This window comes from Roseovarius aestuarii (assembly GCF_019966515.1).
GTDB lineage: Bacteria > Pseudomonadota > Alphaproteobacteria > Rhodobacterales > Rhodobacteraceae > Roseovarius > Roseovarius aestuarii.
Genome location: NZ_JAIMIB010000002.1, coordinates 207,907 through 228,522 on the forward strand (window position 1 = coordinate 207,907; position 20,616 = coordinate 228,522).

20 protein-coding genes are annotated in these 20,616 nt (G+C 58.8%); 15 read left to right on the top strand and 5 right to left on the bottom strand.

What is annotated here, in order from left to right; all coding sequences use genetic code 11:
* Window positions 1-2 precede the first annotated feature (2 nt).
* The 11 genes from LC334_RS04185 to LC334_RS04235 all read left to right on the top strand — a co-directional run bounded on the left by LC334_RS04185 (window position 3) and on the right by LC334_RS04235 (window position 9,631).
* Window positions 3-446, top strand: coding sequence for a molybdenum cofactor biosynthesis protein MoaE (locus tag LC334_RS04185; RefSeq protein ID WP_085798989.1), 444 nt, complete (start codon window positions 3-5; stop codon window positions 444-446).
* Window positions 447-714: 268 nt separating this feature from the next.
* Entirely contained in the window at window positions 715-1,005 is a 291-nt protein-coding gene (locus LC334_RS04190; protein WP_085798990.1) for an SCP2 sterol-binding domain-containing protein, read from the top strand.
* A gap of 307 nt (window positions 1,006-1,312) precedes the next feature.
* Window positions 1,313-2,074 (top strand): BtpA/SgcQ family protein, encoded by a 762-nt coding sequence (locus LC334_RS04195; RefSeq protein ID WP_085798991.1) that lies wholly within the window; start codon window positions 1,313-1,315, stop codon window positions 2,072-2,074.
* A complete protein-coding gene (locus LC334_RS04200; protein ID WP_085798992.1) occupies window positions 2,064-2,684 on the top strand; it encodes a phosphoribosyltransferase family protein in 621 nt (206 codons plus the stop codon). The genes LC334_RS04195 and LC334_RS04200 overlap by 11 nt, the downstream gene beginning before the upstream one ends.
* A gap of 61 nt (window positions 2,685-2,745) precedes the next feature.
* Window positions 2,746-3,678, top strand: coding sequence for a ribose-phosphate pyrophosphokinase (locus LC334_RS04205; RefSeq protein WP_085798993.1), 933 nt, complete (start codon window positions 2,746-2,748; stop codon window positions 3,676-3,678).
* Between the two features lie 74 nt (window positions 3,679-3,752).
* Entirely contained in the window at window positions 3,753-4,637 is an 885-nt protein-coding gene (locus tag LC334_RS04210) for a LysR family transcriptional regulator (protein WP_085798994.1), read from the top strand.
* A 146-nt stretch (window positions 4,638-4,783) separates the two neighbouring features.
* Window positions 4,784-5,923: an extracellular solute-binding protein gene (locus LC334_RS04215; protein WP_085798995.1), complete on the top strand. Its 1,140-nt coding sequence runs from the start codon at window positions 4,784-4,786 to the stop codon at window positions 5,921-5,923.
* A 104-nt stretch (window positions 5,924-6,027) separates the two neighbouring features.
* Window positions 6,028-6,849, top strand: a complete 822-nt coding sequence (locus LC334_RS04220; protein ID WP_085799168.1) for an ABC transporter permease — start codon at window positions 6,028-6,030, stop codon at window positions 6,847-6,849.
* Entirely contained in the window at window positions 6,846-7,643 is a 798-nt protein-coding gene (locus tag LC334_RS04225) for an ABC transporter permease (protein WP_085798996.1), read from the top strand. Before LC334_RS04220 ends, LC334_RS04225 begins: the two co-directional genes overlap by 4 nt.
* A gap of 71 nt (window positions 7,644-7,714) precedes the next feature.
* Window positions 7,715-8,731, top strand: a complete 1,017-nt coding sequence (locus LC334_RS04230) for an ABC transporter ATP-binding protein (protein ID WP_085798997.1) — start codon at window positions 7,715-7,717, stop codon at window positions 8,729-8,731.
* Window positions 8,732-8,734: 3 nt separating this feature from the next.
* The gene (locus LC334_RS04235; RefSeq protein WP_085798998.1) at window positions 8,735-9,631 is read left to right on the top strand and encodes a polysaccharide deacetylase family protein; all 897 of its coding nucleotides are present in this window, start codon (window positions 8,735-8,737) and stop codon (window positions 9,629-9,631) included.
* A 361-nt stretch (window positions 9,632-9,992) separates the two neighbouring features.
* Here LC334_RS04235 and LC334_RS04240 read toward each other — a convergent pair whose 3' ends face one another.
* Window positions 9,993-11,690 carry a peptide ABC transporter substrate-binding protein gene (locus tag LC334_RS04240; RefSeq protein WP_085798999.1) on the bottom strand — a complete coding sequence of 566 codons (1,698 nt, stop codon included), beginning with the start codon at window positions 11,688-11,690 and terminating at the stop codon, window positions 9,993-9,995.
* Between the two features lie 287 nt (window positions 11,691-11,977).
* Here LC334_RS04240 and LC334_RS04245 point away from each other — a divergent pair, with 287 nt between their 5' ends.
* The 4 genes from LC334_RS04245 to LC334_RS04260 all read left to right on the top strand — a co-directional run bounded on the left by LC334_RS04245 (window position 11,978) and on the right by LC334_RS04260 (window position 16,754).
* Window positions 11,978-13,792, top strand: coding sequence for an ABC transporter ATP-binding protein (locus LC334_RS04245; RefSeq protein WP_085799000.1), 1,815 nt, complete (start codon window positions 11,978-11,980; stop codon window positions 13,790-13,792).
* Window positions 13,789-15,135, top strand: a complete 1,347-nt coding sequence (locus LC334_RS04250; protein WP_139836293.1) for an NAD(P)/FAD-dependent oxidoreductase — start codon at window positions 13,789-13,791, stop codon at window positions 15,133-15,135. The genes LC334_RS04245 and LC334_RS04250 overlap by 4 nt, the downstream gene beginning before the upstream one ends.
* Before the next feature lie 66 nt (window positions 15,136-15,201).
* A complete protein-coding gene (locus LC334_RS04255; protein WP_085799001.1) occupies window positions 15,202-16,362 on the top strand; it encodes a M20 aminoacylase family protein in 1,161 nt (386 codons plus the stop codon).
* 38 nt (window positions 16,363-16,400) lie between these two features.
* Window positions 16,401-16,754: a GFA family protein gene (locus LC334_RS04260; protein ID WP_085799002.1), complete on the top strand. Its 354-nt coding sequence runs from the start codon at window positions 16,401-16,403 to the stop codon at window positions 16,752-16,754.
* Window positions 16,755-16,760: 6 nt separating this feature from the next.
* On the opposite strand, the gene LC334_RS04265 is transcribed toward LC334_RS04260, so the two are convergent.
* The 4 genes from LC334_RS04265 to moaA are packed head-to-tail and all read right to left on the bottom strand — an operon-like array spanning window position 16,761 to window position 20,577.
* Complete coding sequence (locus tag LC334_RS04265) at window positions 16,761-17,219, bottom strand: GNAT family N-acetyltransferase (protein ID WP_085799003.1); 459 nt, start codon at window positions 17,217-17,219, stop codon at window positions 16,761-16,763.
* Window positions 17,220-17,222: 3 nt separating this feature from the next.
* Entirely contained in the window at window positions 17,223-18,266 is a 1,044-nt protein-coding gene (locus LC334_RS04270) for a glycosyltransferase family 4 protein (RefSeq protein ID WP_085799004.1), read from the bottom strand.
* Complete coding sequence (locus LC334_RS04275) at window positions 18,266-19,570, bottom strand: 3-deoxy-D-manno-octulosonic acid transferase (RefSeq protein ID WP_085799005.1); 1,305 nt, start codon at window positions 19,568-19,570, stop codon at window positions 18,266-18,268. Before LC334_RS04275 ends, LC334_RS04270 begins: the two co-directional genes overlap by 1 nt.
* Window positions 19,570-20,577 carry a GTP 3',8-cyclase MoaA gene (gene moaA / locus LC334_RS04280; protein WP_085799006.1) on the bottom strand — a complete coding sequence of 336 codons (1,008 nt, stop codon included), beginning with the start codon at window positions 20,575-20,577 and terminating at the stop codon, window positions 19,570-19,572. The genes LC334_RS04275 and moaA overlap by 1 nt, the downstream gene beginning before the upstream one ends.
* Window positions 20,578-20,616 lie beyond the last annotated feature (39 nt).

Genomic DNA, 20,616 nt, shown 5'->3' on the forward strand with positions numbered 1-20,616 from the left:
CCATGGATATCCGGGTGCAGGAGGACCCGTTTGACCTTGGTGTGGAGACCAGCGCTTTTGCCGCTCGACAAAAAGGCATGGGCGCCATCGTGACCTTTACCGGCGTCGTGCGGGATCTGGATGAGGGTGTCCTGCACGCGATGGAGATCGAGCATTACCCCGGCATGACCGAAAAAGCCCTTCAAAAGATCGCGGAAGAGGCCACAAGCCGTTGGAAACTTGGCGATATCATGATCATTCATCGCCACGGTATACTAAAGGCGCAAGAGATGATCATGATGGTCGCCACGTCTTCGCGCCATCGGGTTGATGCCTTTCAGGCGGCTGAATTTCTGATGGATTTCCTCAAGTCGCGCGCGCCGTTCTGGAAAAAGGAAGCCAGCGGGACAGCTGCCGATTGGGTGGCCGCGCGGGATGAGGATGAGGACGCGCTGAAACGCTGGTAGTTACGTACGTCCCGTACATTCCGTACGTGCAAAGCGTACGTAAACCGTGATCATGACCGGTCAGGAGTGGCGTTGCGGCTATGCCCTTTCCGCCGCGCCTTCATTCAAGGTCAGCATGAGCTTCATTGAATTCGTCTGATAGCGCGATGTTCTGGTGGCGTGGGCGTATGTCCCGTAGATTTCGGTAGAAATGACGTGAGGTTCTGGTTGATCGTTCCGCTCGCGCGCCGGATGCTGCCATGAAATTGTTTGACGGGACGAGGCAGGAATGAGCGACGTGGTGCAGGCCTATATCAACAATTTGCAACCCAAGGCGGCGGGGCAGATCAGGGGTACGGCAAAGCTGGTGATCACCGGCGAGGGTAGCGTGATGCTGGACGAGGCCGGCGCCCGGCCCGGGGAAGGCCAGGCCGATGTGGTGCTGATCGCCAGCGATGCGGTGTTCCGCGATATCCTGTCGGGTGATCTGAACCCGGTGATGGCCTACATGTCAGGCAAGCTGAAGGTCGAGGGCAACGCTCAGCGGGCGCTGAAAGTGAGCGGTATTCTGACCGGGTAAAGGCAGTATAAATTCTTCCGTTTTGGGTAGGTAGGCGAGGTGGCCAATTTTACGGAGGTCTGGTTCGAGCCCATTGTGATAAATGCTGCAACCTCAATGAATGGCAGTAATGGGTTTTCCAGTTCCGTCATCTCTCTTCGTTTAAAGGATTCCGAAGATCGCGACATTCAACGACGCTGCATAGGGTCCGTTCTGTTGCTTGGCAGGTTTCTATTTCCAGAAGTTATGCTGGAATAAAGACTATAAATTTTCTAAATTCACATGCCGATGATACCGTTCGTCAAGACCTACGGTATTGGGGCTAGAAATGAACCGACACGACTTTCGACAAAATTTCAGGGCATCCGGTCCGGTCGTTCTTCCGGTTATCCATGTGCTTGACGTAGAACAGGCGCAAAGGAACATCCGGGCCGCTATCGACGGAGAGTGCCCCGGCGTTTTTCTGATCAACCACGATTTCGAAAAAGACAAGCTGGTCCCGATCATCAGGGAAATGCGTCAGACGTTTCCGGATTACTGGATCGGCGTGAATTTCCTGGCCGTGACGGGCAAGTTCGCCTTCCCAATTCTGGGCCAGCTACAGGCCGAGGGTGTTCAGGTTGACGGCTACTGGGCCGACGATGCGCGGATAGATGAACGCAGATCCGAGGATGATCAGCTTGAGGCGGAAGAGATCGCCGATATCCGCAATGAGAGCGGTTGGACCGGGCTGTATATCGGTGGCACTGCGTTCAAGAAACAGCGCGAGGTAGAACCTTCCCATTATGCCATAAGCGCCCGTATTGCCACACGCTACATGGATGTCGTGGTGACGTCTGGCGTGGCGACCGGCCATGCCGCAGATGTGGGCAAAATAGAAATCTTTCGCGAAAATTGCGGTGATGCGGCTCTTGGCCTTGCCTCGGGCATCACACCCGAAAACGCAGCGCAATATGCTGATGCGGTTGATCTTTTCATGGTTGCAACAGGGATCAATTTCGAAGGGGATTTCTACAATATCGACCTCGATCGCCTGAAACACCTCATGAGCCTGACACAGAGACAAGGGAGCACATCAAATGACGCATGACAAAGGACCCAGAGACGACCGTTGGTACTTCTCGCTCATGGCGCCCAACACCAAGGGCGATAAATTCGCGTGGCTGGATCCAACCTCCATCTACATCAACGGCAAGGCCTATCACGATCTGCTGGATGATCTGTGTGCCGATCTGGATACGGACGAGATTGATGTTGTGGCGGGCCTTGATGCTATGGGCTTTGTACTGGCGGCGGGTATTGCCGCACGGATCGGCCGCGGGTTTCTGCCCATTCGCAAGGCCGGTAAGCTCTGCGTCGACACGGACAGTTCCACCATGACCAACTATTCCGGCAAGACGCAGAATATGGAAATGCGCCTGCCTGCTTTCGCGCCAGGCACCCGGGTGTTGCTGGTGGATCAATGGGTGGAAACCGGTGGCACGATGCAAGGTGCCGTTCAACTGGTCGAGCAGCAAAAAGGCGTTGTCGCGGGCATGGTTGCCGTGGTCATTGAAGATAATGACGCCACGGCCGAATATCGTAGGAGATACAAATGCGTCACGGCCATTCAGCCGGGCACCGAGTGGCAGCGACAGGCCAACGCGCAGTATCTTGAAAGCTTCAAGACCTACAAACCCGAGATGGCATTCCCGGTGTAACAGCCCGGGACTGTCCCCAGACACGCACTTCTGAAAACTTAACTGAAAAGGGACTCGACAGATGAAAATTGTCTGTGGAAACAGCAACCGTCCGCTTGCAGAGGCAATTGCCGCGTATATGAAAGTACCGCTGGCGGAGTGCAATGTGCGCCGCTTTGCCGATGAAGAAGTGTTCGTCCAGATACAGGAAAACGTGCGCGGCGACGATGTTTATGTCATTCAATCGACCTCGTATCCCGCCAACGACAACCTGATGGAATTGCTGGTGTTGATTGACGCCCTGCGCCGGGCGTCGGCGGGGCAGATCACCGCTGTGATCCCCTATTTCGGCTACGCGCGGCAGGATCGCAAACCGGCGCCGCGCACCCCGATTTCGGCCAAGCTGGTGGCGAATATCATCACCCATGCGGGCGCTGACCGGGTGCTGACAATGGATTTGCACGCGGGTCAGATTCAGGGATTTTTTGATATTCCGACCGACAATCTCTTTGCCGTGCCCGAAATCGCCCGGGATATCGAACAGCAAAACAGCCGTGACAATGTCATGGTCGTGTCGCCCGATGTGGGCGGTGTGGTGCGTGCGCGTGGTTTGGCCAAACGTATTTCCAGCCCGCTGGCCATTGTCGACAAAAGGCGTGACAAGCCCGGATCCTCGGAAGTGATGAACATCATCGGTGATGTGAGCGGAAAATCCTGTGTGCTGGTCGATGATATCATCGATTCAGGCGGAACCCTGTGCAATGCCGCGACCGCCCTGTTGGAAAACGGTGCTGCCGATGTATCCGCCTACATCACGCATGGTGTCCTGTCCGGCCAAGCGGTAGAGCGGATCGACGCTTCAGACCTGTCCTCACTGGTGATCACAGATACGATTTGTGCCACCGAGGCTGTCAAGGCATCCTCGACCATCCGCACCATTTCCATCGCACCGATGTTTGCAAAAGCCATCACGCGCATCGCCAACGGAGAATCCGTCAGCGTCCTGTTCGAATAGCCTGTCGACGCAAGAATTGCATTCACAGTTTTAATGATTGCTTGTTTATCATTTTGGATGTTAATGTATCTGGCATGCGTGTGGTCAACCTTTCAACCGAGCTTCTGCGAACATTCGTAACAGTTATCGAGGTGGAGAGTTTCACCCGCGCCGCGGAGATCCTGGGGCGGACGCAACCCGCGATCAGCCTGCAGGTGAAGCGGCTGGAGCAGATGGTCGGCTACGATCTGATCATGCGGAAGGGCAAGGACATCTCCCTGACGGAGCGCGGTGAGGCCCTGGCGACCCATGCGCGGCAAATCCTGCGCCTGAACGATCTCGCAGTGGCGCAGTTCGAACATCAGAAACAATCTGCCAAATTGCGCGTCGGCTTGCCGGTGGACTATGCGGTCAACACGCTTCAAGCCTGTCTGACCGATGTGGTGCGGCAATATTCCGATGTCCAGATCGAGATACGCTGTGATTTGTCCAAGCATCTTCTTTCAGCCCTGCGCAGCAATGAAATCGACATAGCCGTGGCGCTCTTTGACGGCGACGATCAGCAATTCCTGTTCCGTAACTGGAAAGAACAGCCCATTTGGGTCGGGGCCACGGATTTCGAAATCCCTGAACAGTCCGATATCCCGCTTGTGGTCCACCCCTATGGCTGCGTCTATCGGGACCGTATGGCCACCGCCCTGAAACTGGCCGGGCAGAACTGGCGCATCGCCTATTCCAGCCCTGGCATCGGCGGTGTTCAACATGCGGTACGCGACGGGTTGGGCCTGTCTTGCCTGACGGGCCCCACGGTCCTGAGTGGCATGCGCAGGTTTTCCGAAAAAGACGGGCTTCCCGCATTGCCCCCCTTGCATATTGGCCTTTTTGCGCGGCAGGCGCAGCTAGGCGCGGGCGGTTACGCCGCAATCGATGCCATTGTGGCAACGCTTGAATCGCAATCCGCAGACATCAATGCAGGATAAGCATCCGTAATGCGATCATATTAACGATAAATTTCCTTTTGAGACTCCACTGGAATATCCTTCGATAAAATCTGCTGCAAAATACAAATCTTGAAAGCGGCGCCGCGCCAAAGAAGACGTCGCAGGGTAACTTGGAGGAAATATAGATGAAGCCGAAGCACATGAAATCCAGTCCGCTGACACCGACACGCCGCGATCTGCTGCGGATCGGGGGCGGCATTGCCCTGTCGGCACCGTTCGTTGGCCGGGCCTGGGCCTCGACCACGGAAATCAACATGTTGGCCTGGTATGGTCATGGTGAGTCGGACATGGTCGGTGCATTCGAAGAAGCGAACAACGTCAAGTTCGTTCCCAAGTATTACGCAGGCGGCGACAATATGCTGGCCCTGATCGCACAATCTCCTCCGGGAACCTACGACATCATCCTGTCGGATGCCGAATTCGTGCAGCAGCTCAACGCCGCCGAGTACATCGAAGAACTGAACCCGGCTGACTATCCTTTTGATGATATGCTGCACGAGGACTTCACCAAGTTCCCCGGCCACTGGGCCGATGACAAGCTTTATTCCATGATGGTCCGTGGTGGTCACCTGGGCGTGTCCTATAACACCACGGCCGCATCGGCGGAAGAAGCGGCAAGCTATGACGTGTTCTGGAAAGAGAGCATGCAAGGCAAAGTCGGACATTTCGACTGGCACCTGCCCAGTCTGGGCATGATGAGCCTCAAGAATGGCAATGGCGCCGGGCTTTGGGATCTGGATGAAGCGGCCTGGGCAGCTGTTCAGGACACAACGCTGTCTCTGCGACCCCAAGTCGGTGGTTTCTTTGACTATGGTGGTACATTCAACGGCCTGAAGAATGGTGAAATGCTGGCCATGTGCGGTATCGGCGACTGGATCACCGGTGTGCTTGAACGTGACGGCGCGCCGGTTGCCTCGACCATCCCGAACGAAGGCGGCATTCAGTTCACCGAAAGCTATTCTATCGGCAAAGACAGCGACAAGGCCGATATCTGTACCAGTTTCATCCAGTATATGCTGTCGCCTGAAGGTCAGGTGAAATCGGCGCAGATGGTGGCTTATCCAGGCTTCTGCATCACCAAGGCGGGGCGTGCGGCCCTGATTGAGCAGGATCCGAAAGAGGCCAAGCGCAGCCATCAGATGGAGGGCATGGCGAACGATCCCATTGCCCTGATCAATGACGGCCGGATTCACTATCGTGATCTACCGCAGCAGCAGTCGCTGGAGGACTGGAACGACTTCTGGTCCGAATACAAGAACGCCTGATCGGCCAATACCGACCATAAAACCAGAGAGCGACCTGAGCTGGGCCGTTCCACCAAGGAAAAAAGGCCACACGTCCCTTGAAGCGCAAGTTTGATCTCTATGCCATGACATGGCGGCTGCCGATCATCTTCTGGCAGTTCCTGTTCTTTGTCGGGCCGCTTCTGTTCATGGTGGCGATCTCGTTCTTCGTGGTGAAGAACTACCGCATGACCGAAGCCTTAGAGATGGTGAACTGGCAGAAGATGCTGTCGCGCAACTATTTCTGGGACAGCTATTGGTACACTATTTTCATCGCAGGCGTCAGTACCACGGTGGCGATGGTCCTTGCTTTTCCGGCGTCCTTTGCGCTGGCGTTTCGCGCCTCTGACAATCTGCGCCGCTGGGCGATTTTCCTGCTGATCATCCCGTTTTTCACCTCCTATCTGGTGCGCACATTCTCCTGGTACGTGATTTTGGCCGAAAGCGGCGTGGTCAATGCGATGTTGGGACAGATCGGGCTTGGGCCGTTCAAGATGCTCAACACCCATTTCGGTACGGTTGTCGGATATCTGACTCTGACCTTGCCCCTTGTCATGATCCTGCAGACCGTCACCATGGCGAACGTCGACAAGACGCTGATTGAGGCCGCGCGCAACCTAGGATGCAAACCGCTCGCCACCATCTGGCGCGTGGTGCTGCCCCTGTCAAAAACCGGACTGATCATTGCCGCCCTCTTTTGCTTCATCCTGTCCTTCGGGGATTTCGTGGCACCGTTCTATTTGGGCGGTTCACAAGAGCCGACGTTGCCGATCCTGATCCTTGACACCACCAAATCAGGCCAGCAATGGCCGCGGGCCGCTGTCGTTGCAATCATGATGATGGGCACCCTCTTTGCGATCGCCTTCGCCGCGATCGCTCTGGCCTACAGAAAAGGGGGTGCGCGATGAACCAGAACCGCCTCCTGAACATCATCCTGGCGCTCTATGTGCTGTGCATCTTCGTATTCATCTTCGCGCCGATCCTCTTTTCGCTGGTCTTCTCCTTCAACTCGCAACGCTTCCCCACGATCCCATTGGGCCATTTCACGACCGAATGGTACGCCAAGATCTTTGCCGACCCCGATGTCTGGCTGGCGGCGCGCAATTCGCTGATTGTCTCGGTAAGCACCGCCCTGCTGGCGACATTTCTGGGATTTTGCACCGCATATTCGGATTTCCGGTATAACTTCCGCTTCAAAGGACCCTATCTGGCACTGATCCTGCTGCCCCCGACCATTCCACTGATCATCATGGCACTGGCGATGCTGGCCTGGCTGTCGCGGCTTGGGCTGTCGGGGCAACTTTGGTCGATCATCCTTGCCCATTCGGTGCTGACCGCCCCGTTTGCCATGGCGATCATCCGTCTCAGGCTCAATCAGATGGACCCTGACCTTGAGGCCGCTGCCTGGAACCTTGGCAGCAGCGAATGGCAAGCCATGCGCCACATCATCATTCCGTTCTCTGCCCCGGCAATCGTGTCCAGCCTTTGCCTGACGGCGGCCGTGTCCTTCGATGAATTTTCAATCTCGTGGTTTGTATCAGGGCTGAACAAGACCGTACCCGTAGTCATTCTTGAGATCGTGCAGGGCAACATTGATCCGCAGGTCAATGCCATCGGGACATTCGTATTCCTTACCTCCATGACGCTGGTGATCCTCGCTCAGGTGTTTTTCATCAGCCGCCAAGTGAAGAGCCATTCGTGATATGACAGAGCCCCTCGTTACCTTTCGCAATGTAAAAAAAGCACTTCGGCAGATTCGTGGCTGTCCGGGATATGGACCTGGATATTCATGCCGGAGAGTTCCTGGCAATCATGGGGTCGTCGGGCTGCGGTAAGACCACTACTTTGCGGATGCTTGCGGGTCTGGACGCGCCCACATCGGGCGAGATCCGCATCGGTGGCGAATTGATGAACGACGTCAAACCGCATGAGCGCGACACACCGTTGGTGTGGCAGTCGCTGGCCCTGTTTCCTTTTCTCAGCGCGCGTGAGAACGTCGAATTTGGTCTGAAAATGCGCGGTGTGGGCAAGGACGAGCGCAAGCGTCGGGCACTGGAGTGGCTGGATCGGATGGAGATCGGCGAATTTGCCGAACGCAACGTTGCCACGCTATCGGGCGGTCAGAAACAGCGCGTGGCCCTGGCGCGGTCGCTGGTGATGGAACCCAAGATGTTGCTGCTGGACGAACCCCTGTCGGCGCTTGATGCCAATCTGGTGATCCGCATGCAGGCCGTGCTGACGCGCCTGCAAAAAGAGCTGGGCATTACATTCGTCTATGTCACCCACTCGCAATCCGAAGCCTTCGCCATGGCCGACCGCGTAGTGATCATGAGCCAGGGCGAAATCGCCCAGGTCGGCTCCCCCAAGGATATCTACCGCGCACCGGCCAACCGGTTCGTGGCCGAATTCGTCGGCCGCAACAACATTCTGGCGGGCAGGGTGACATCGCAAACCGACGAATACGTGTGTGTCAGCACGCCCTCGGGGGATTTCACCGCGGCGGCCCCCGCTGACCCGCGCGCTACGGGAAGCCCCCTGACATTCGCGGTCTCCGCCGACCTCGTTTCGGTTTCCGCTGAGAAGCCGGACAGTGCCAATACAGTGCATTGCACGCTGATCTCGGAAGAGTTCATCGGCTCGGTCGTCACGCTCTTCCTCGAAAGCGTAGATGGCCATGAGTTCAAGGTGCAGATGCAGGAACGCGACCTGATCGAGCTTGACCTGTGCAGCGGCAGTCAGATCTGGTTGAGCTGGCTGCCCGAGAACGCGCATGTGCTGGAGGGTGAGTGAACGATGATCCGCAACCCGATCCCCTGGCCCAATGGCGCCAAATGCGCGGTTGCAATCAGCTTCGACATGGACGCCGACAGCCTGATCCATGTGGCGCAGCCTAATGACAGCCATCGCCGCCTATACCCCACATCCATGGGGCGGTATGGACCGAATGTCGCCCTCCCTCGTATTCTGGACACCTACCGTCGGTTTGGCCTCAAACAATCCTTCTTCATTCCGGGATGGTGTCTGGAGAAATACCCCGACACCGCCGAGGCGATCCTGAAAGACGGACATGAAATCGGTCATCACGGCTATCTGCACGAAGACCCTATCATGACCTATGGTACCCAACGCGAATGGTTTGAACGCGCGCTGGACGCTCACAAACGCATTTGCGGAAAACCGCCCCAAGGGTATCGTGCCCCTGTGTATAACATCACAGATGAAGTGATTGATCTGATGCAGGAAAACGGGTTTCGTTATGACAGCTCGATGATGGCTGACGACGTTCCTTATGTGATCGAGACCTCTAAGGGGCAGCTCTACGAGATGCCGGTGCATTGGGGAACCGATGACTGGCCCCCCTTCGCGCATTTTGAGGAAATCGGCTATAAGATGCCGGTCAGATCACCCTCCGCCGCGCTTTCCGGATTCTGGGAAGAGTTCGAAGCGCAATACGAGGCCGGTGGATTCTTCATGCTGATCGTCCATCCCTTTCTGACCGGGAGGCTTGCGCGGTGGCGGCTGGTTGAAAAATGGATCGAAGAAACGCTGAAAACGCGCAAGGTCTGGTTTTCAACGCTTGCTGGTATTGCAGATCATATGGATGCATTACAGAAATCTGATGTCTGGTCGCCTTCGGTTGAAAAGCTCCCGTATTTCAACGCACCACCGTTAGGACCACAAAATTTCTGAGTACTTACTAGAAGCGAAACCATCGGGCGGCGGCGCATGAAAAGCCCTTAGATTAACGTGCGTCAATGCAGTCAGTTCCTAAAAAATATCAGTTTGGAACCAAAGCCAGTGTTGTTGGCGCTATTAGGTTGGCCACCTCAATTGGAACTTATCAGCATCGCCAATATCACTGCAATTTATCTGAGGGTCCCAATAAATCTTTAATGCGTTTAATCTTTTACTGTAGGCGCAAGCGGGGCATAACAGCCATTAGAGCATCTGCAGCTAACGGCGGTTTTGTCCGCAACGCGGGCTTTTGCATATTTGTTAATGAACTTTCCTCGTGTCAGATATCACAGCCGTGGTGCGCGCTTCGCCGTGACTATTTGACCCGATGCCAATCTGCGATGTTCCACAGCTCGCTGTCCCAGATGTTCAGAACAACGCCACCCAGAGCGTTGGAATGGGCCGAGACGCGGCCACGGTCGACGAGCGGCAGGATCGCGTATTCCTGCATCAGCATGTCGTTCATCGACTTGGCGATGCGGGCACGGTCCTCAAGATCCGCCGTGCTGGAAAATTCGGCGATCATCGCGTCATAGTCCTCGGAACAGAACCGGCCCATATTGTTGCCCTGCCACTGGTTCTCCGGGCTGGGGGCCTGATCGCAGGCCCAGTTGGCCATATAGCTTTCGGGGTCGGTGCCGTCGAAATTATTGGCGTACATTTCGACATCGGCAAAGAATTTCTGGAACGTATCGGGACTGCCCGGATCACCGCCGAAAAAGACGCTTGCGTCGATATTGCGCAGCTCGGTTTCGACGCCGATCTCGCTCCACCATTGTTTGATCAGCGCCTGAAAATCCTGCCGCACCGCATTGGTTGAGGTCTGGTAGAGCAGGCTGAGGCGTTTGCCATCCTTGACGCGCACGCCATCTGCCCCGGCAATCCAGCCAGCGTCTTCCAGAAGCGCCTTGGCGCCTTCGATATCCTGGGTCTTGCAGGCGTCATTGGCGGTCGAGGCGTAGATTTCGGGCGCGGGCAGGACGTTGCAGGTTGGCCGGCCCGCATCGCCATAGCCGATTTCGGTCAGCAATACGCGATCGATGGCCATCGACAGGGCCTGCCGCACCGCCTTGTCGGTCAGGATGGGATGCGGATGGGCGCTGGTGCCGCGCTCGTCGCCAAGCGCCGGGTCGGGATCGGTGAAATTGATCATGATCCGTTCAACCAGCGTGCCAAAGGTCGACACGATCTGCCCCTTGCCGGCGGCCTGCATGTTGGCCAGCACATCAGGGGCAAGCTGCAGGTTCCACGCATAGTCGAATTCACCGGTTTCCAGCACCGCGCGGCCTGCCGCCGTGGCATCGCCGCCGCCCTTGAGCACCGCGGTCTGGAAGGCGGGTTTGTCGGGGTCGCGGTAGTTTTCATTGGCTTCGAACTGGATCACGTCATTGGGACGGAAATCGGTGACCACAAAGGGTCCGGTGCCGATCGGGTTGAAATTCGCCTCGGTGCATTCGGGCGCTTTCGGGCCGAGGCAATCGGCAAACTGTGCTTTCTGGATAATCGGGGCCTGTCCACCCACGAACGGGCCATAGGGGAACGGTTTTGCCACGCCGAAGGTCACCACCACGGTGCGGTCATCCGGCGTGTCGACGGCTGTCACGTCATTGTACTTTTCACGCTGCGCACATCCACCACCATCGGCGCTGCAATATTCCCAGGTGAATTTCACATCCTCTGACGTGACGGGGCTGCCATCCGACCATTTAAGCCCTTCTTTCAAGGTCCAGGTAATGGTTTTCAGGTCCTCGCTGACGCCGCCATTGCCAACGGTCGGTACTTCTTCGGCCAACCAGGGTTGAAGATTTCCGCCTTCGTCATATCGCGCCAGTGGTTCGATCACCAGACTGGCGGCTTCCAGATCCTTGGTGCCGCCCGACAGGTAGGGGTTCATGATCGACGGGGCCTGCCAATACAGGATATTGACCTGGCCGTCTGCGCCGCGCTCGGCTTGCGCAGTCGACGCCAGGGCGATGATCGCGGCGGCGGCGCTTTGGGTTGCATTCACTCGCATAGCATTCTCCCCATAGATAGCAGGCACGGGCTGTCCTTCCCGACCTGGATCGTGGTGTGGTCCTCATCATAGTAACATTAAACCGGGCTACTAATAAGAATATGTGCGAAAGAGGGCGTGGTGGTCCCTGTTTTTCGTTTGTTCAGCCCCATCACAGACCGGTTTGGGTGAAAAATCAAGCTTTCCCTTACACCCCTCTCGCTATGGTGGTGCAGGGCGTTTGACGCTTGCAGCGGCGGCCTGTAGCGTTGCCTCAGTTCTTTGGATGAAAAAGGCCCGTCCCGACCATGCTGGCGCAACCCATTGCCCGGATCGAAAATCTGCGGGTCGAATTTCAAACCCGCGACGGCGCGGTGACCGGGGTCGAGGATATCTCGTTCGACGTCAATCCGGGCGAGACAGTCTGTATCGTTGGCGAATCCGGATCCGGCAAATCGGTGACGTCATTGTCGCTGATGCGGCTGGTGGAGTTTGGCGGTGGGCAGGTGGCCGCTGGGCGACTTCTCTTTGATCGCGAGGCGGATGGCAGCGTTGATCTGGCGCAGACGGATCAAAAGCAGATGCGCCACATTCGCGGCAACGAGATTGGCATGATCTTTCAGGAACCGATGACGGCGCTTAACCCGGTGTTTACCGTCGGGCGGCAACTGACCGAGGGGGTGCGTTTGCACCTGGGTCTTGGCCGTGAGGCGGCGCGGGACCGCGCCCTCGAGCTTTTGCGCGAGGTGCGCATTCCCGAACCGGAACGCAGGCTGAGACAATATCCGCACGAGCTGTCCGGTGGCATGCGCCAGCGGGTGGTGATTGCCATGGCGCTGGCCTGCCGTCCGCGCCTTCTGATCGCGGATGAGCCGACGACGGCGCTGGATGTGACCATTCAGGCGGAAATCCTGGCGCTGATTGATCGGCTTAAACGCGAGACCGGTACGGCGGTGGTGTTCATCACCCATGACATGGCCGTGGTGGCGCAGATGGCCGATCGGGTGGTGGTGATGTATCGCGGCCAAAAGGTGGAAGAGGGGCCGGTAGCCGAGATCTTCGAGAGCCCGCGGCATGACTACACCAAGGCGCTGCTGGCGGCGGTGCCCCGGCTGGGCGAAATGCGTGGCAAACCCGCGCCCGAGCCGATGCGGCTTGTGGGGCAGGAGACGCAGGCCGCGCCGGTGGCGGGCAGTGACGCGGTGCTGCTGGAGGTTGAGGGGCTGACCACGCGCTTTCCGGTCACCGGCGGGTTCCTGCGTCGCACTATCGCCAATGTGCATGCGGTCGAGGACGTGTCCTTCATCCTGAACAAGGGCCGCACCCTGTCGCTGGTGGGCGAAAGCGGTTGCGGCAAATCCAGTGCCGGGCGGTCGATCCTGCGGCTGATCGAGCCGATGGCCGGGCGTATCGCACTGGACGGGGTGGATATCATGGCGCTGCAGGGGCCGAAGCTCCGGCAGGCACGGGCGGATATGCAGATGGTGTTCCAGGATCCGTTCGCCAGTCTGAACCCGCAGATGTGCCTGGCTGATCAGGTCGCCGAACCGATGCGCAATTTCAATGTGCCCGCTGATGAACGCCGGAACCGCGTGGCGCTCCTGTTTGACCGGGTCGGGCTGCCGCAAAGCTTTCTGCGTCGCTACCCGCATGAACTCAGCGGTGGACAGCGCCAGCGGGTGGCGATTGCCCGGGCGCTCGCGCTGAATCCCAAGCTGATCGTCGCGGACGAGGCGGTGAGCGCACTGGATGTCAGTGTGCAGGCGCAGGTGTTGAACCTGATGATGGAGCTTCAGGCCGAGCTGGGGCTGTCCTACCTGTTCATCAGCCACGACATGGCGGTCGTCGAGCGGGTCAGCCACGACGTGGCGGTGATGTATCTGGGCCGGATTGTTGAAAAAGGCCCGCGCGCGGCGGTGTTCGAAAACCCGCAACACCCCTATACCCAGGCGCTGATGAAGGCGGTGCCCATCGCCGACCCCAGGCAGCGGAAACTGGAAAAAGACCTGCATTTCAAACCCATTCCGTCACCGATTCATTCGGTTGACTACGCGCCGGGTCGGTCTGAATATGCTGAAATCGACCCGGGCCATTTCGTTTTGACAAGTGAGAGCGGATATTGAACGGCTTTCCGATTTCCGAAGAAAATCCTGTTGAACATAATGCGCCGCTGCCCGGGCACGCCGATGCTGCCATCGTTGGCGGCGGCATCATCGGGGTCATGACCGCCTATTTTCTGGCCCGTAAAGGCCAGAAGGTCGTTTTACTGGAAAAGGGCCGGATCGCGGGGGAACAATCCTCGCGCAACTGGGGCTGGGTGCGGCAAACGGGCCGGGACGCGGCGGAATTGCCGATCATGGTCGAGGCCAACCGCCTCTGGCCGGAATTGCAGCGCGAGATCAATGAGGACCTGGGACTGGTGCAATCCGGTCTGACCTATCTGGGGGTCACGCCCAAGGACATGGCCGGGTTCGAGGAATTTTTGCCGCTGGCGCGCGCGAATGGCGTGGACAGCCGGATTCTGAGCGGCGAAGAGGTGGCGCAAATGCTGCCCGGCGCATCGCGCGGCTATCTGGGGGCGCTGCACACGCCGTCGGACTATCGGGCCGAGCCTTGGGTCGCCGTGCCCCGTCTGGCGCGGGCGGCAGTGCGCGCCGGGGCTATTTTGATCGAAGATTGCGCCGTGCGTGGGCTGGATGTTGCAGCCGGGCGCATCGCTGGCGTCGTCACCGAAAAAGGCCGCATCGCCGCCGAACAGGTGATGATCGCCGGGGGCGCCTGGTCATCAATGCTGCTGCGGCGGCACGGGGTGACAATCCCGCAGCTTTCGGTCAAATCCAGCGTTTTGGCGACGATGCCGGTGGAGAATGTTTATGAGGGTGGCGCGGCGGATCACACACTTGCCTTCCGGCGCCGTCATGATGGCGGTTATACGCTGGCGCCTGAAGGGTTTCATGAATTCTATATCGGGCCGGATGCGCTGCGCGGGGCGCTGAAATTCCTGCGTCCGCTGATGAACGACCCGTTCAGCCGCCATTATCTGCCTGCCGCACCGAAAGGATTTCCCGATGCATGGGGCACGTCGCGCAACTGGTCGCTCGATCTTGCCTCGCCGTTCGAGGCGATGCGGGTACTCAATCCAAAACCCCATGCCGGGCGGATCAAACGGCTTCTCTCAGATTTTCAGACACTTTTCCCGCAGCTTGGGCCGGTCGGCTTGCAGGCGAGCTGGGCGGGGATGATCGACGTGATGCCCGATGTCGTACCGATTGTTGACCGAGTGCCTGACTTGCCGGGGCTTTGGCTCGGGACAGGGATGAGCGGCCACGGCTTTGGGATCGGTCCGGGTTTTGGTCGTATCCTGGCAGACATGATGACCGGGGCGGAGGCCGGGCATGACATGTCCCGCTTCCGCTTTGGCCGGTTTACTGATGGTTCCAGACTTGTGATGGGTCCGGGCATGTAACGGTCTTGCCGGAAACGGTGCTTTGCGTCAGGGTGCGTGCAGTCTTTCCAGTCCGAGGATTCATCCATGCCCGTCAAGAACCGGTTTGCCGAATTGCACGACCAGATCACCGAGTGGCGGCGCGATATGCATGAACATCCCGAGCTGATGTTCGATACCCACCGGACCTCGGCACTGGTCGAGGAGAAACTGAAGGCGTTTGGCTGCGACGAGGTTGTGACCGGCATTGGTCGCACTGGCGTGGTCGGCGTGATCAAGGGGCGTGAGACCGGGTCGGGCCGGGTGATCGGGTTGCGTGCGGATATGGATGCGCTGCCCATTCACGAGGAAACCGGGGTGGATTATGCCAGCAAAACCGATGGCGCGATGCATGCCTGTGGTCATGACGGGCACACCGCGATGCTGCTGGGGGCGGCGCAATACCTGGCCGAGACCCGCAATTTCGACGGCACCTGCGTGGTGATCTTCCAGCCCGCCGAAGAGGGCGGCGGAGGGGGCCGGGAAATGTGCGAAGACGGGTTGATGGAGAGGTTCGGCGTGCAGGAGGTTTACGGTATGCATAACTGGCCCGGCATCCCGGAAGGCAAGTTCGCGATCCGGCCGGGGCCGTTTTTTGCCGCCACGGATGTGTTCAACATCGAGATTGAAGGCCGGGGCGGACATGCCGCCAAGCCTAACGAAACCATTGATCCGGTCGTGATGTCCGGCCAGTTGGTGAACGCCCTGCAGACCATCACGTCGCGCAATGCCGATCCGACCGAGCAGCTTGTGGTGTCGGTGACCTCGATCCAGAGTTCATCGAATGCTTTCAACGTGATACCGCAATCTGTTCATCTTCTGGGAACGGTGCGAACCATGAGTGCCGCGATGCGCGATCTGGCTGAAACCCGGATGCAGGCACTGTGTGATGGGATCGGTGCGGGCTTTGGCGGTACGATCACACTGGATTACAAGCGTAGCTATCCGGTGATGGTGAACCACGATGAGCAGACGGATTTTGCCGCCGATGTTGCGCGATCGGTCAGCGGGCAGTGCGACGAGGCACCGTTGATCATGGGGGGCGAAGATTTCGCCTATATGCTTGAAGAGCGTCCGGGTGCCTATATCCTGATGGGCAACGGAGATACCGCAAAGGTGCACAGCCCGGATTACAATTTCAACGACGACGCGATTCCCGCCGGTTGTAGCTGGTGGGCAGAGATCGTCGAACAACGGATGCCAGCCTGAAACTGGCACCACCGGGGGGAAACTGGGGGACATTTTACATGCTTGAACATCAGGGATCATGCCATTGCGGTGCAGTGGTATTCAGGTTCAACGCGCCGCTGATAACCGAGGCCATGCTGTGCGATTGTTCGATTTGCCGTCGCCGTGGCGGCCCTTTGACGACCTTCACTCTGTCACCTGATGCGCTGAAGATCGAGGCGCGTGAGGGGGCCTTGCGCAGCTACAAGTTCGGCACGGAGATCGCGACTCATCATTTTTGTGACACCTGCGGGATCTTCACTTTCGTCGAGACCCGCCTGACACCGGGGGAATATCGGGTCAATCTGGGGTGTCTGGATGATCTGGATCAGCAGGCACTGGATATTCGGAGCTATGATGCCAGCGCGCTGTAACTGCCCTTAGCCTGCGACGATGGGTTTGCGATAATAAATACGGTGAAAGCCGTTTTCGGTACGGCGAAAATTCTCGAGATAGCCAAGGCGTGGATAGAGCGTCTGATTGGCGGTCATTTTCTCGTTGGTGTAAAGCTCGACCGCGACAAGGCCCAGGCGGTGCGCCTCTGCTTCGCAAAACTCGATCAGTGACCTGCCAAGGCCCTGGCCCGTGGCACGGGTGAAGATCGCGACGTTTTCCAGAAACATGTGATCGCCGTTGGGGAAGAAGATGATGAAGCCATCAACCTCAACCCCGTTGGCCGAGATCACATAGGCTTGTCCGGCGGCGATATCGGCGGCAAAATCTGCCACCATAGGCTGCGGTTTGCGCCCGATCGCCTCGACATATTGCGCATAGGCGTCTTCGGCGCAGGCGCGGATGGCGGGCTCATCATCGGGCGTGGCTTGCCGAATGACGGGCATGAGTCAGCCCTCGTTCCAAAGCTGCTGGTAGACCGCATCAATACCATCCGCCTCGGACCTGATGCTGAAATGGCTTTCAGCCGCGCCGTGGGCGGCTTTGCTCATCCGGGCGTGATGTTTAGGATCGCCTAGGAGGACGCTGAGAGCGTTGGTGGTTGCTTCGATGTCATCGTCCGCCACGATCTGCCCGGCACTGCCCTGACCCGAGAAGCTGCGGTAATAGCCCTGATCGGTGGCCACGAATGGCACGCCCGAGGCCATGCCTTCCAGCGGGGCCATGCCGTAGCCTTCGTAGCGCGGCAGTTGTACCACGGCGGAGAGGCTGCGCATCAGCGCGGGCAGGGCATCGGGGGCGACCTCGCCGGGAAAGAGGATGCGATCCGTTAGGCCCGCGGCGGCGATCCTGGCCTTGAGATCCGCAAGGAAGGTCTGATGCGAGCGACCGGCACGGCCAATGAGCAGCGCGGTGGTGCCGGGATGGTCGGGCAGCAGGCGCAGCATGGTCTCGACAAAGCGGTCGCTGCCCTTCTCGGGCCGGATGCGCCCGATGGTGGCGATACCGCGCCCGCCCGGAAAGCCGCTGGCCGCCCAAGCACTTTCGCGGTTTTCAGCAGGAAAAAACCTTTCTGTATCAACGCCATGCGGCACAACAGCCCGTACATGCGGTACGAATGTTGCGGCGGCGTCGGTGGTGGCGATGACCGCATCCATGCGTGAAATCAACCAGCGCGGAAAGGCCGAGTGCCGCCGGATCGCGGCGGAGGTAAAGACGATCCTGACCGGCAGCCGCAGGATGTCCCGTGCCCAGAGCGCGGCGCGCATCTCGGTGTTGCGGCGCACATGCCAGATGGTGAAGGGGCGTCCCGGCGGCGGTTTGCGTGACAGGCGCGTGGCCTGCGATCTGGTGATTGGATCCGGGCAGCCGGGTAGGGCGACGCCCGCCAGCGCCATGTCATAGCGGTGCATCTGCTGACACACCACGCCTGCGGCGGTGGCCGAGACGCCGGTGAAATTAGGGTTGAAATTGGTCACGATCAGCTCGGGCATCAGGCCGCTCCGGATGTGTCGGACGCAGTGGCGGGCAGGTTCAGCGCATCGGTCAATCTCGTTGCTATCGCCTCAAGCATATCCTCCTGCGCTGCCGCGAAGGCGCGAGACTTGACCCGCATTGCTTCAAGCTCCGCGGGATCGGTCAGAAGCTGATCCACGACTTTCGCAAGCTCCGCTGCATCCGCAACTTGTTGCGCACCGCCCGCGGCATCAAAATCCGCATAGGTCTTGGCAAAATTCGCATAGAGGGCGCCGTGCAACACCACCGATCCGGCATAGGCGGGTTCATAGGGATTGTGGCCGCCTACCGGCACGAAGGATCCGCACAGGCAGGTGATCGGGCTGAGCGCATACCAAAGCCCGGTTTCACCCAGCGTATCGGCCTGATAAACCTGTGTATTCTTGTCGATCTCTTCGCCTTTTGAGCGCTGGGAGGTGATCAGCTTGGTGTTTTTGATCAACCCGGCAATGGCCGTCGCGCGGTCGGGATGGCGCGGCACGAGGATCAAAAGCAGATCAGGATGGGTGCGGAGCAGGATTTTCTGCGCCTCAAGCATCACCTCGTCCTCACCGCCGTGCGTGGAACTGGCGACCCAGATCGGGCGGTCGCCGATCCGGGTTTTCAACCGCTCAAACTCGGCCACGTCAAAGGGCAGGGGGCCCGACACGGATTTGAGGTTCTGGCCGGTAAAGGCATGGCTTTGGCCCAGATCGTGCAGGTGATCGGTGGTGCGGGCATCCTGCGTGTGGATGATGTTGAACTGGCCCATCAGATAGCGCGAGGTTTGCGGGAAACGCTTCCAGTTCCGGGCGGAGCGATCCGAGATACGGGCGTTGAGCAACGCCAGCGGGATGCCAGCGGCCCGGGTCATCTGCAGCATTTGCGGCCACAATTCGCTTTCGACGAAGATTGCGGCGGCAGGCCGCCAATGGTCCAGAAAACGGCGCATGGCGCGGCGCGCATCAAGCGGCGCGAATTGATGGGTGCAGCGCGGCGGCAGGCGTTTGCCAACGATTTCGGCCGAGGTGGCGGTGCCCGAGGTCAGCAGGAAATGCCAATTCGCATGGGTCTCGCCCATATGTTCGATCAGCCGCAGAACCGACAGGCTTTCCCCGACCGAGGCCGCGTGGAACCAGATCAGCGGGCCGTCGGGACGCGAGGCCGAAGCGTGACCCATACGTTCGGAGAAACGCGCCGGATCGGTGCCGTGAGCGCTGAGCTTGGCCGCGACCCGACGATAGGCAAGCGGCGCGATCAGATTGGCCGCGACCGCGTAGAGACGTACCGGAAGAGGGGGCATCAGCCGCCAGTATGGCTCATGTGGCGGGACATTTTGCCGTCCACGACCTGGCGGGAATAGTCGAAATCATGCCCCTTGGGTTTGAGCGCGATGGCCGCGCGAATGGCGTCTTCCAGCGGGGCGTCGTCGCTGGGGTTGTTCCGCAGCGCGCCGCGCAGATCGGCCATGTCCTCTTGTCCGAGGCACATGTACAATTCTCCGGTGCAGGTCAGGCGCACGCGGTTGCAGCTTTCGCAGAAATTATGCGTGAGCGGCGTGATGAAGCCGACCTTCTGGCCGGTTTCTTCCAGCGCGACATAGCGCGCGGGACCGCCAGTGCGTTCCGCGAGATCGCGCAGAGTGTATTCCTTGGCCAGCCGGGCGCGCAGGTCCGAAAGTTTCCAGTACTGATCCAGCCGGTCCTCGTTGCCGATATCGCCCATCGGCATTACTTCGATAAAGGTGATGTCCATGTCGCGGCCGTTGCACCAGTTGATCAGCTCGAACAGCTCATCCTCGTTGAAACCCTTGAGGGCAACGGTATTGATCTTGACCCTGAGACCCGCCTTTTGCGCCGCGTCGATGCCGCGCAATACCTGCGGCAGACGGCCCCAGCGGGTGATATCGGCGAATTTTGTCTCGTCCATCGTGTCGAGTGAGACATTCACCCGGCGCACGCCCGCCGCGTAAAGATCATCGGCGAAACGCTCGAGCTGGCTGCCATTAGTGGTCAGGGTCAGTTCTTTGAGCGCGCCGCTATCCAGATGCCGGGTCATGGATTGGAAAAACGTCATGATGCCCTTGCGCACCAGCGGCTCACCGCCGGTAATCCGCAGCTTTTCAACGCCCAGTCGGATAAAGGTCGAACACATGCGATCCAGCTCTTCCAGGGTCAGCAATTCCTTTTTCGGCAGGAAGGTCATGTTCTCGGACATGCAATAGACGCAGCGGAAGTCGCAGCGGTCGGTGACCGACACACGCAGGTAGGAAATCGCGCGCTGGAAGGGATCTATCAACGGGGCTGTCATGCACCAGAACCTAGGCTGACCTGCGATTGGGGGCAAGGC

Coding starts and splice junctions, on each gene's coding strand:
- LC334_RS04185 (WP_085798989.1), top strand. CDS start 3: ATGGATATCCGGGTGCAGGAGGACCCGTTTGACCTTGGTGTGGAGACC.
- LC334_RS04190 (WP_085798990.1), top strand. CDS start 715: ATGAGCGACGTGGTGCAGGCCTATATCAACAATTTGCAACCCAAGGCG.
- LC334_RS04195 (WP_085798991.1), top strand. CDS start 1,313: ATGAACCGACACGACTTTCGACAAAATTTCAGGGCATCCGGTCCGGTC.
- LC334_RS04200 (WP_085798992.1), top strand. CDS start 2,064: ATGACGCATGACAAAGGACCCAGAGACGACCGTTGGTACTTCTCGCTC.
- LC334_RS04205 (WP_085798993.1), top strand. CDS start 2,746: ATGAAAATTGTCTGTGGAAACAGCAACCGTCCGCTTGCAGAGGCAATT.
- LC334_RS04210 (WP_085798994.1), top strand. CDS start 3,753: ATGCGTGTGGTCAACCTTTCAACCGAGCTTCTGCGAACATTCGTAACA.
- LC334_RS04215 (WP_085798995.1), top strand. CDS start 4,784: ATGAAGCCGAAGCACATGAAATCCAGTCCGCTGACACCGACACGCCGC.
- LC334_RS04220 (WP_085799168.1), top strand. CDS start 6,028: ATGACATGGCGGCTGCCGATCATCTTCTGGCAGTTCCTGTTCTTTGTC.
- LC334_RS04225 (WP_085798996.1), top strand. CDS start 6,846: ATGAACCAGAACCGCCTCCTGAACATCATCCTGGCGCTCTATGTGCTG.
- LC334_RS04230 (WP_085798997.1), top strand. CDS start 7,715: ATGGACCTGGATATTCATGCCGGAGAGTTCCTGGCAATCATGGGGTCG.
- LC334_RS04235 (WP_085798998.1), top strand. CDS start 8,735: ATGATCCGCAACCCGATCCCCTGGCCCAATGGCGCCAAATGCGCGGTT.
- LC334_RS04240 (WP_085798999.1), bottom strand. CDS start 11,690: ATGCGAGTGAATGCAACCCAAAGCGCCGCCGCCGCGATCATCGCCCTG.
- LC334_RS04245 (WP_085799000.1), top strand. CDS start 11,978: ATGCTGGCGCAACCCATTGCCCGGATCGAAAATCTGCGGGTCGAATTT.
- LC334_RS04255 (WP_085799001.1), top strand. CDS start 15,202: ATGCCCGTCAAGAACCGGTTTGCCGAATTGCACGACCAGATCACCGAG.
- LC334_RS04260 (WP_085799002.1), top strand. CDS start 16,401: ATGCTTGAACATCAGGGATCATGCCATTGCGGTGCAGTGGTATTCAGG.
- LC334_RS04265 (WP_085799003.1), bottom strand. CDS start 17,219: ATGCCCGTCATTCGGCAAGCCACGCCCGATGATGAGCCCGCCATCCGC.
- LC334_RS04270 (WP_085799004.1), bottom strand. CDS start 18,266: ATGCCCGAGCTGATCGTGACCAATTTCAACCCTAATTTCACCGGCGTC.
- LC334_RS04275 (WP_085799005.1), bottom strand. CDS start 19,570: ATGCCCCCTCTTCCGGTACGTCTCTACGCGGTCGCGGCCAATCTGATC.
- moaA (WP_085799006.1), bottom strand. CDS start 20,577: ATGACAGCCCCGTTGATAGATCCCTTCCAGCGCGCGATTTCCTACCTG.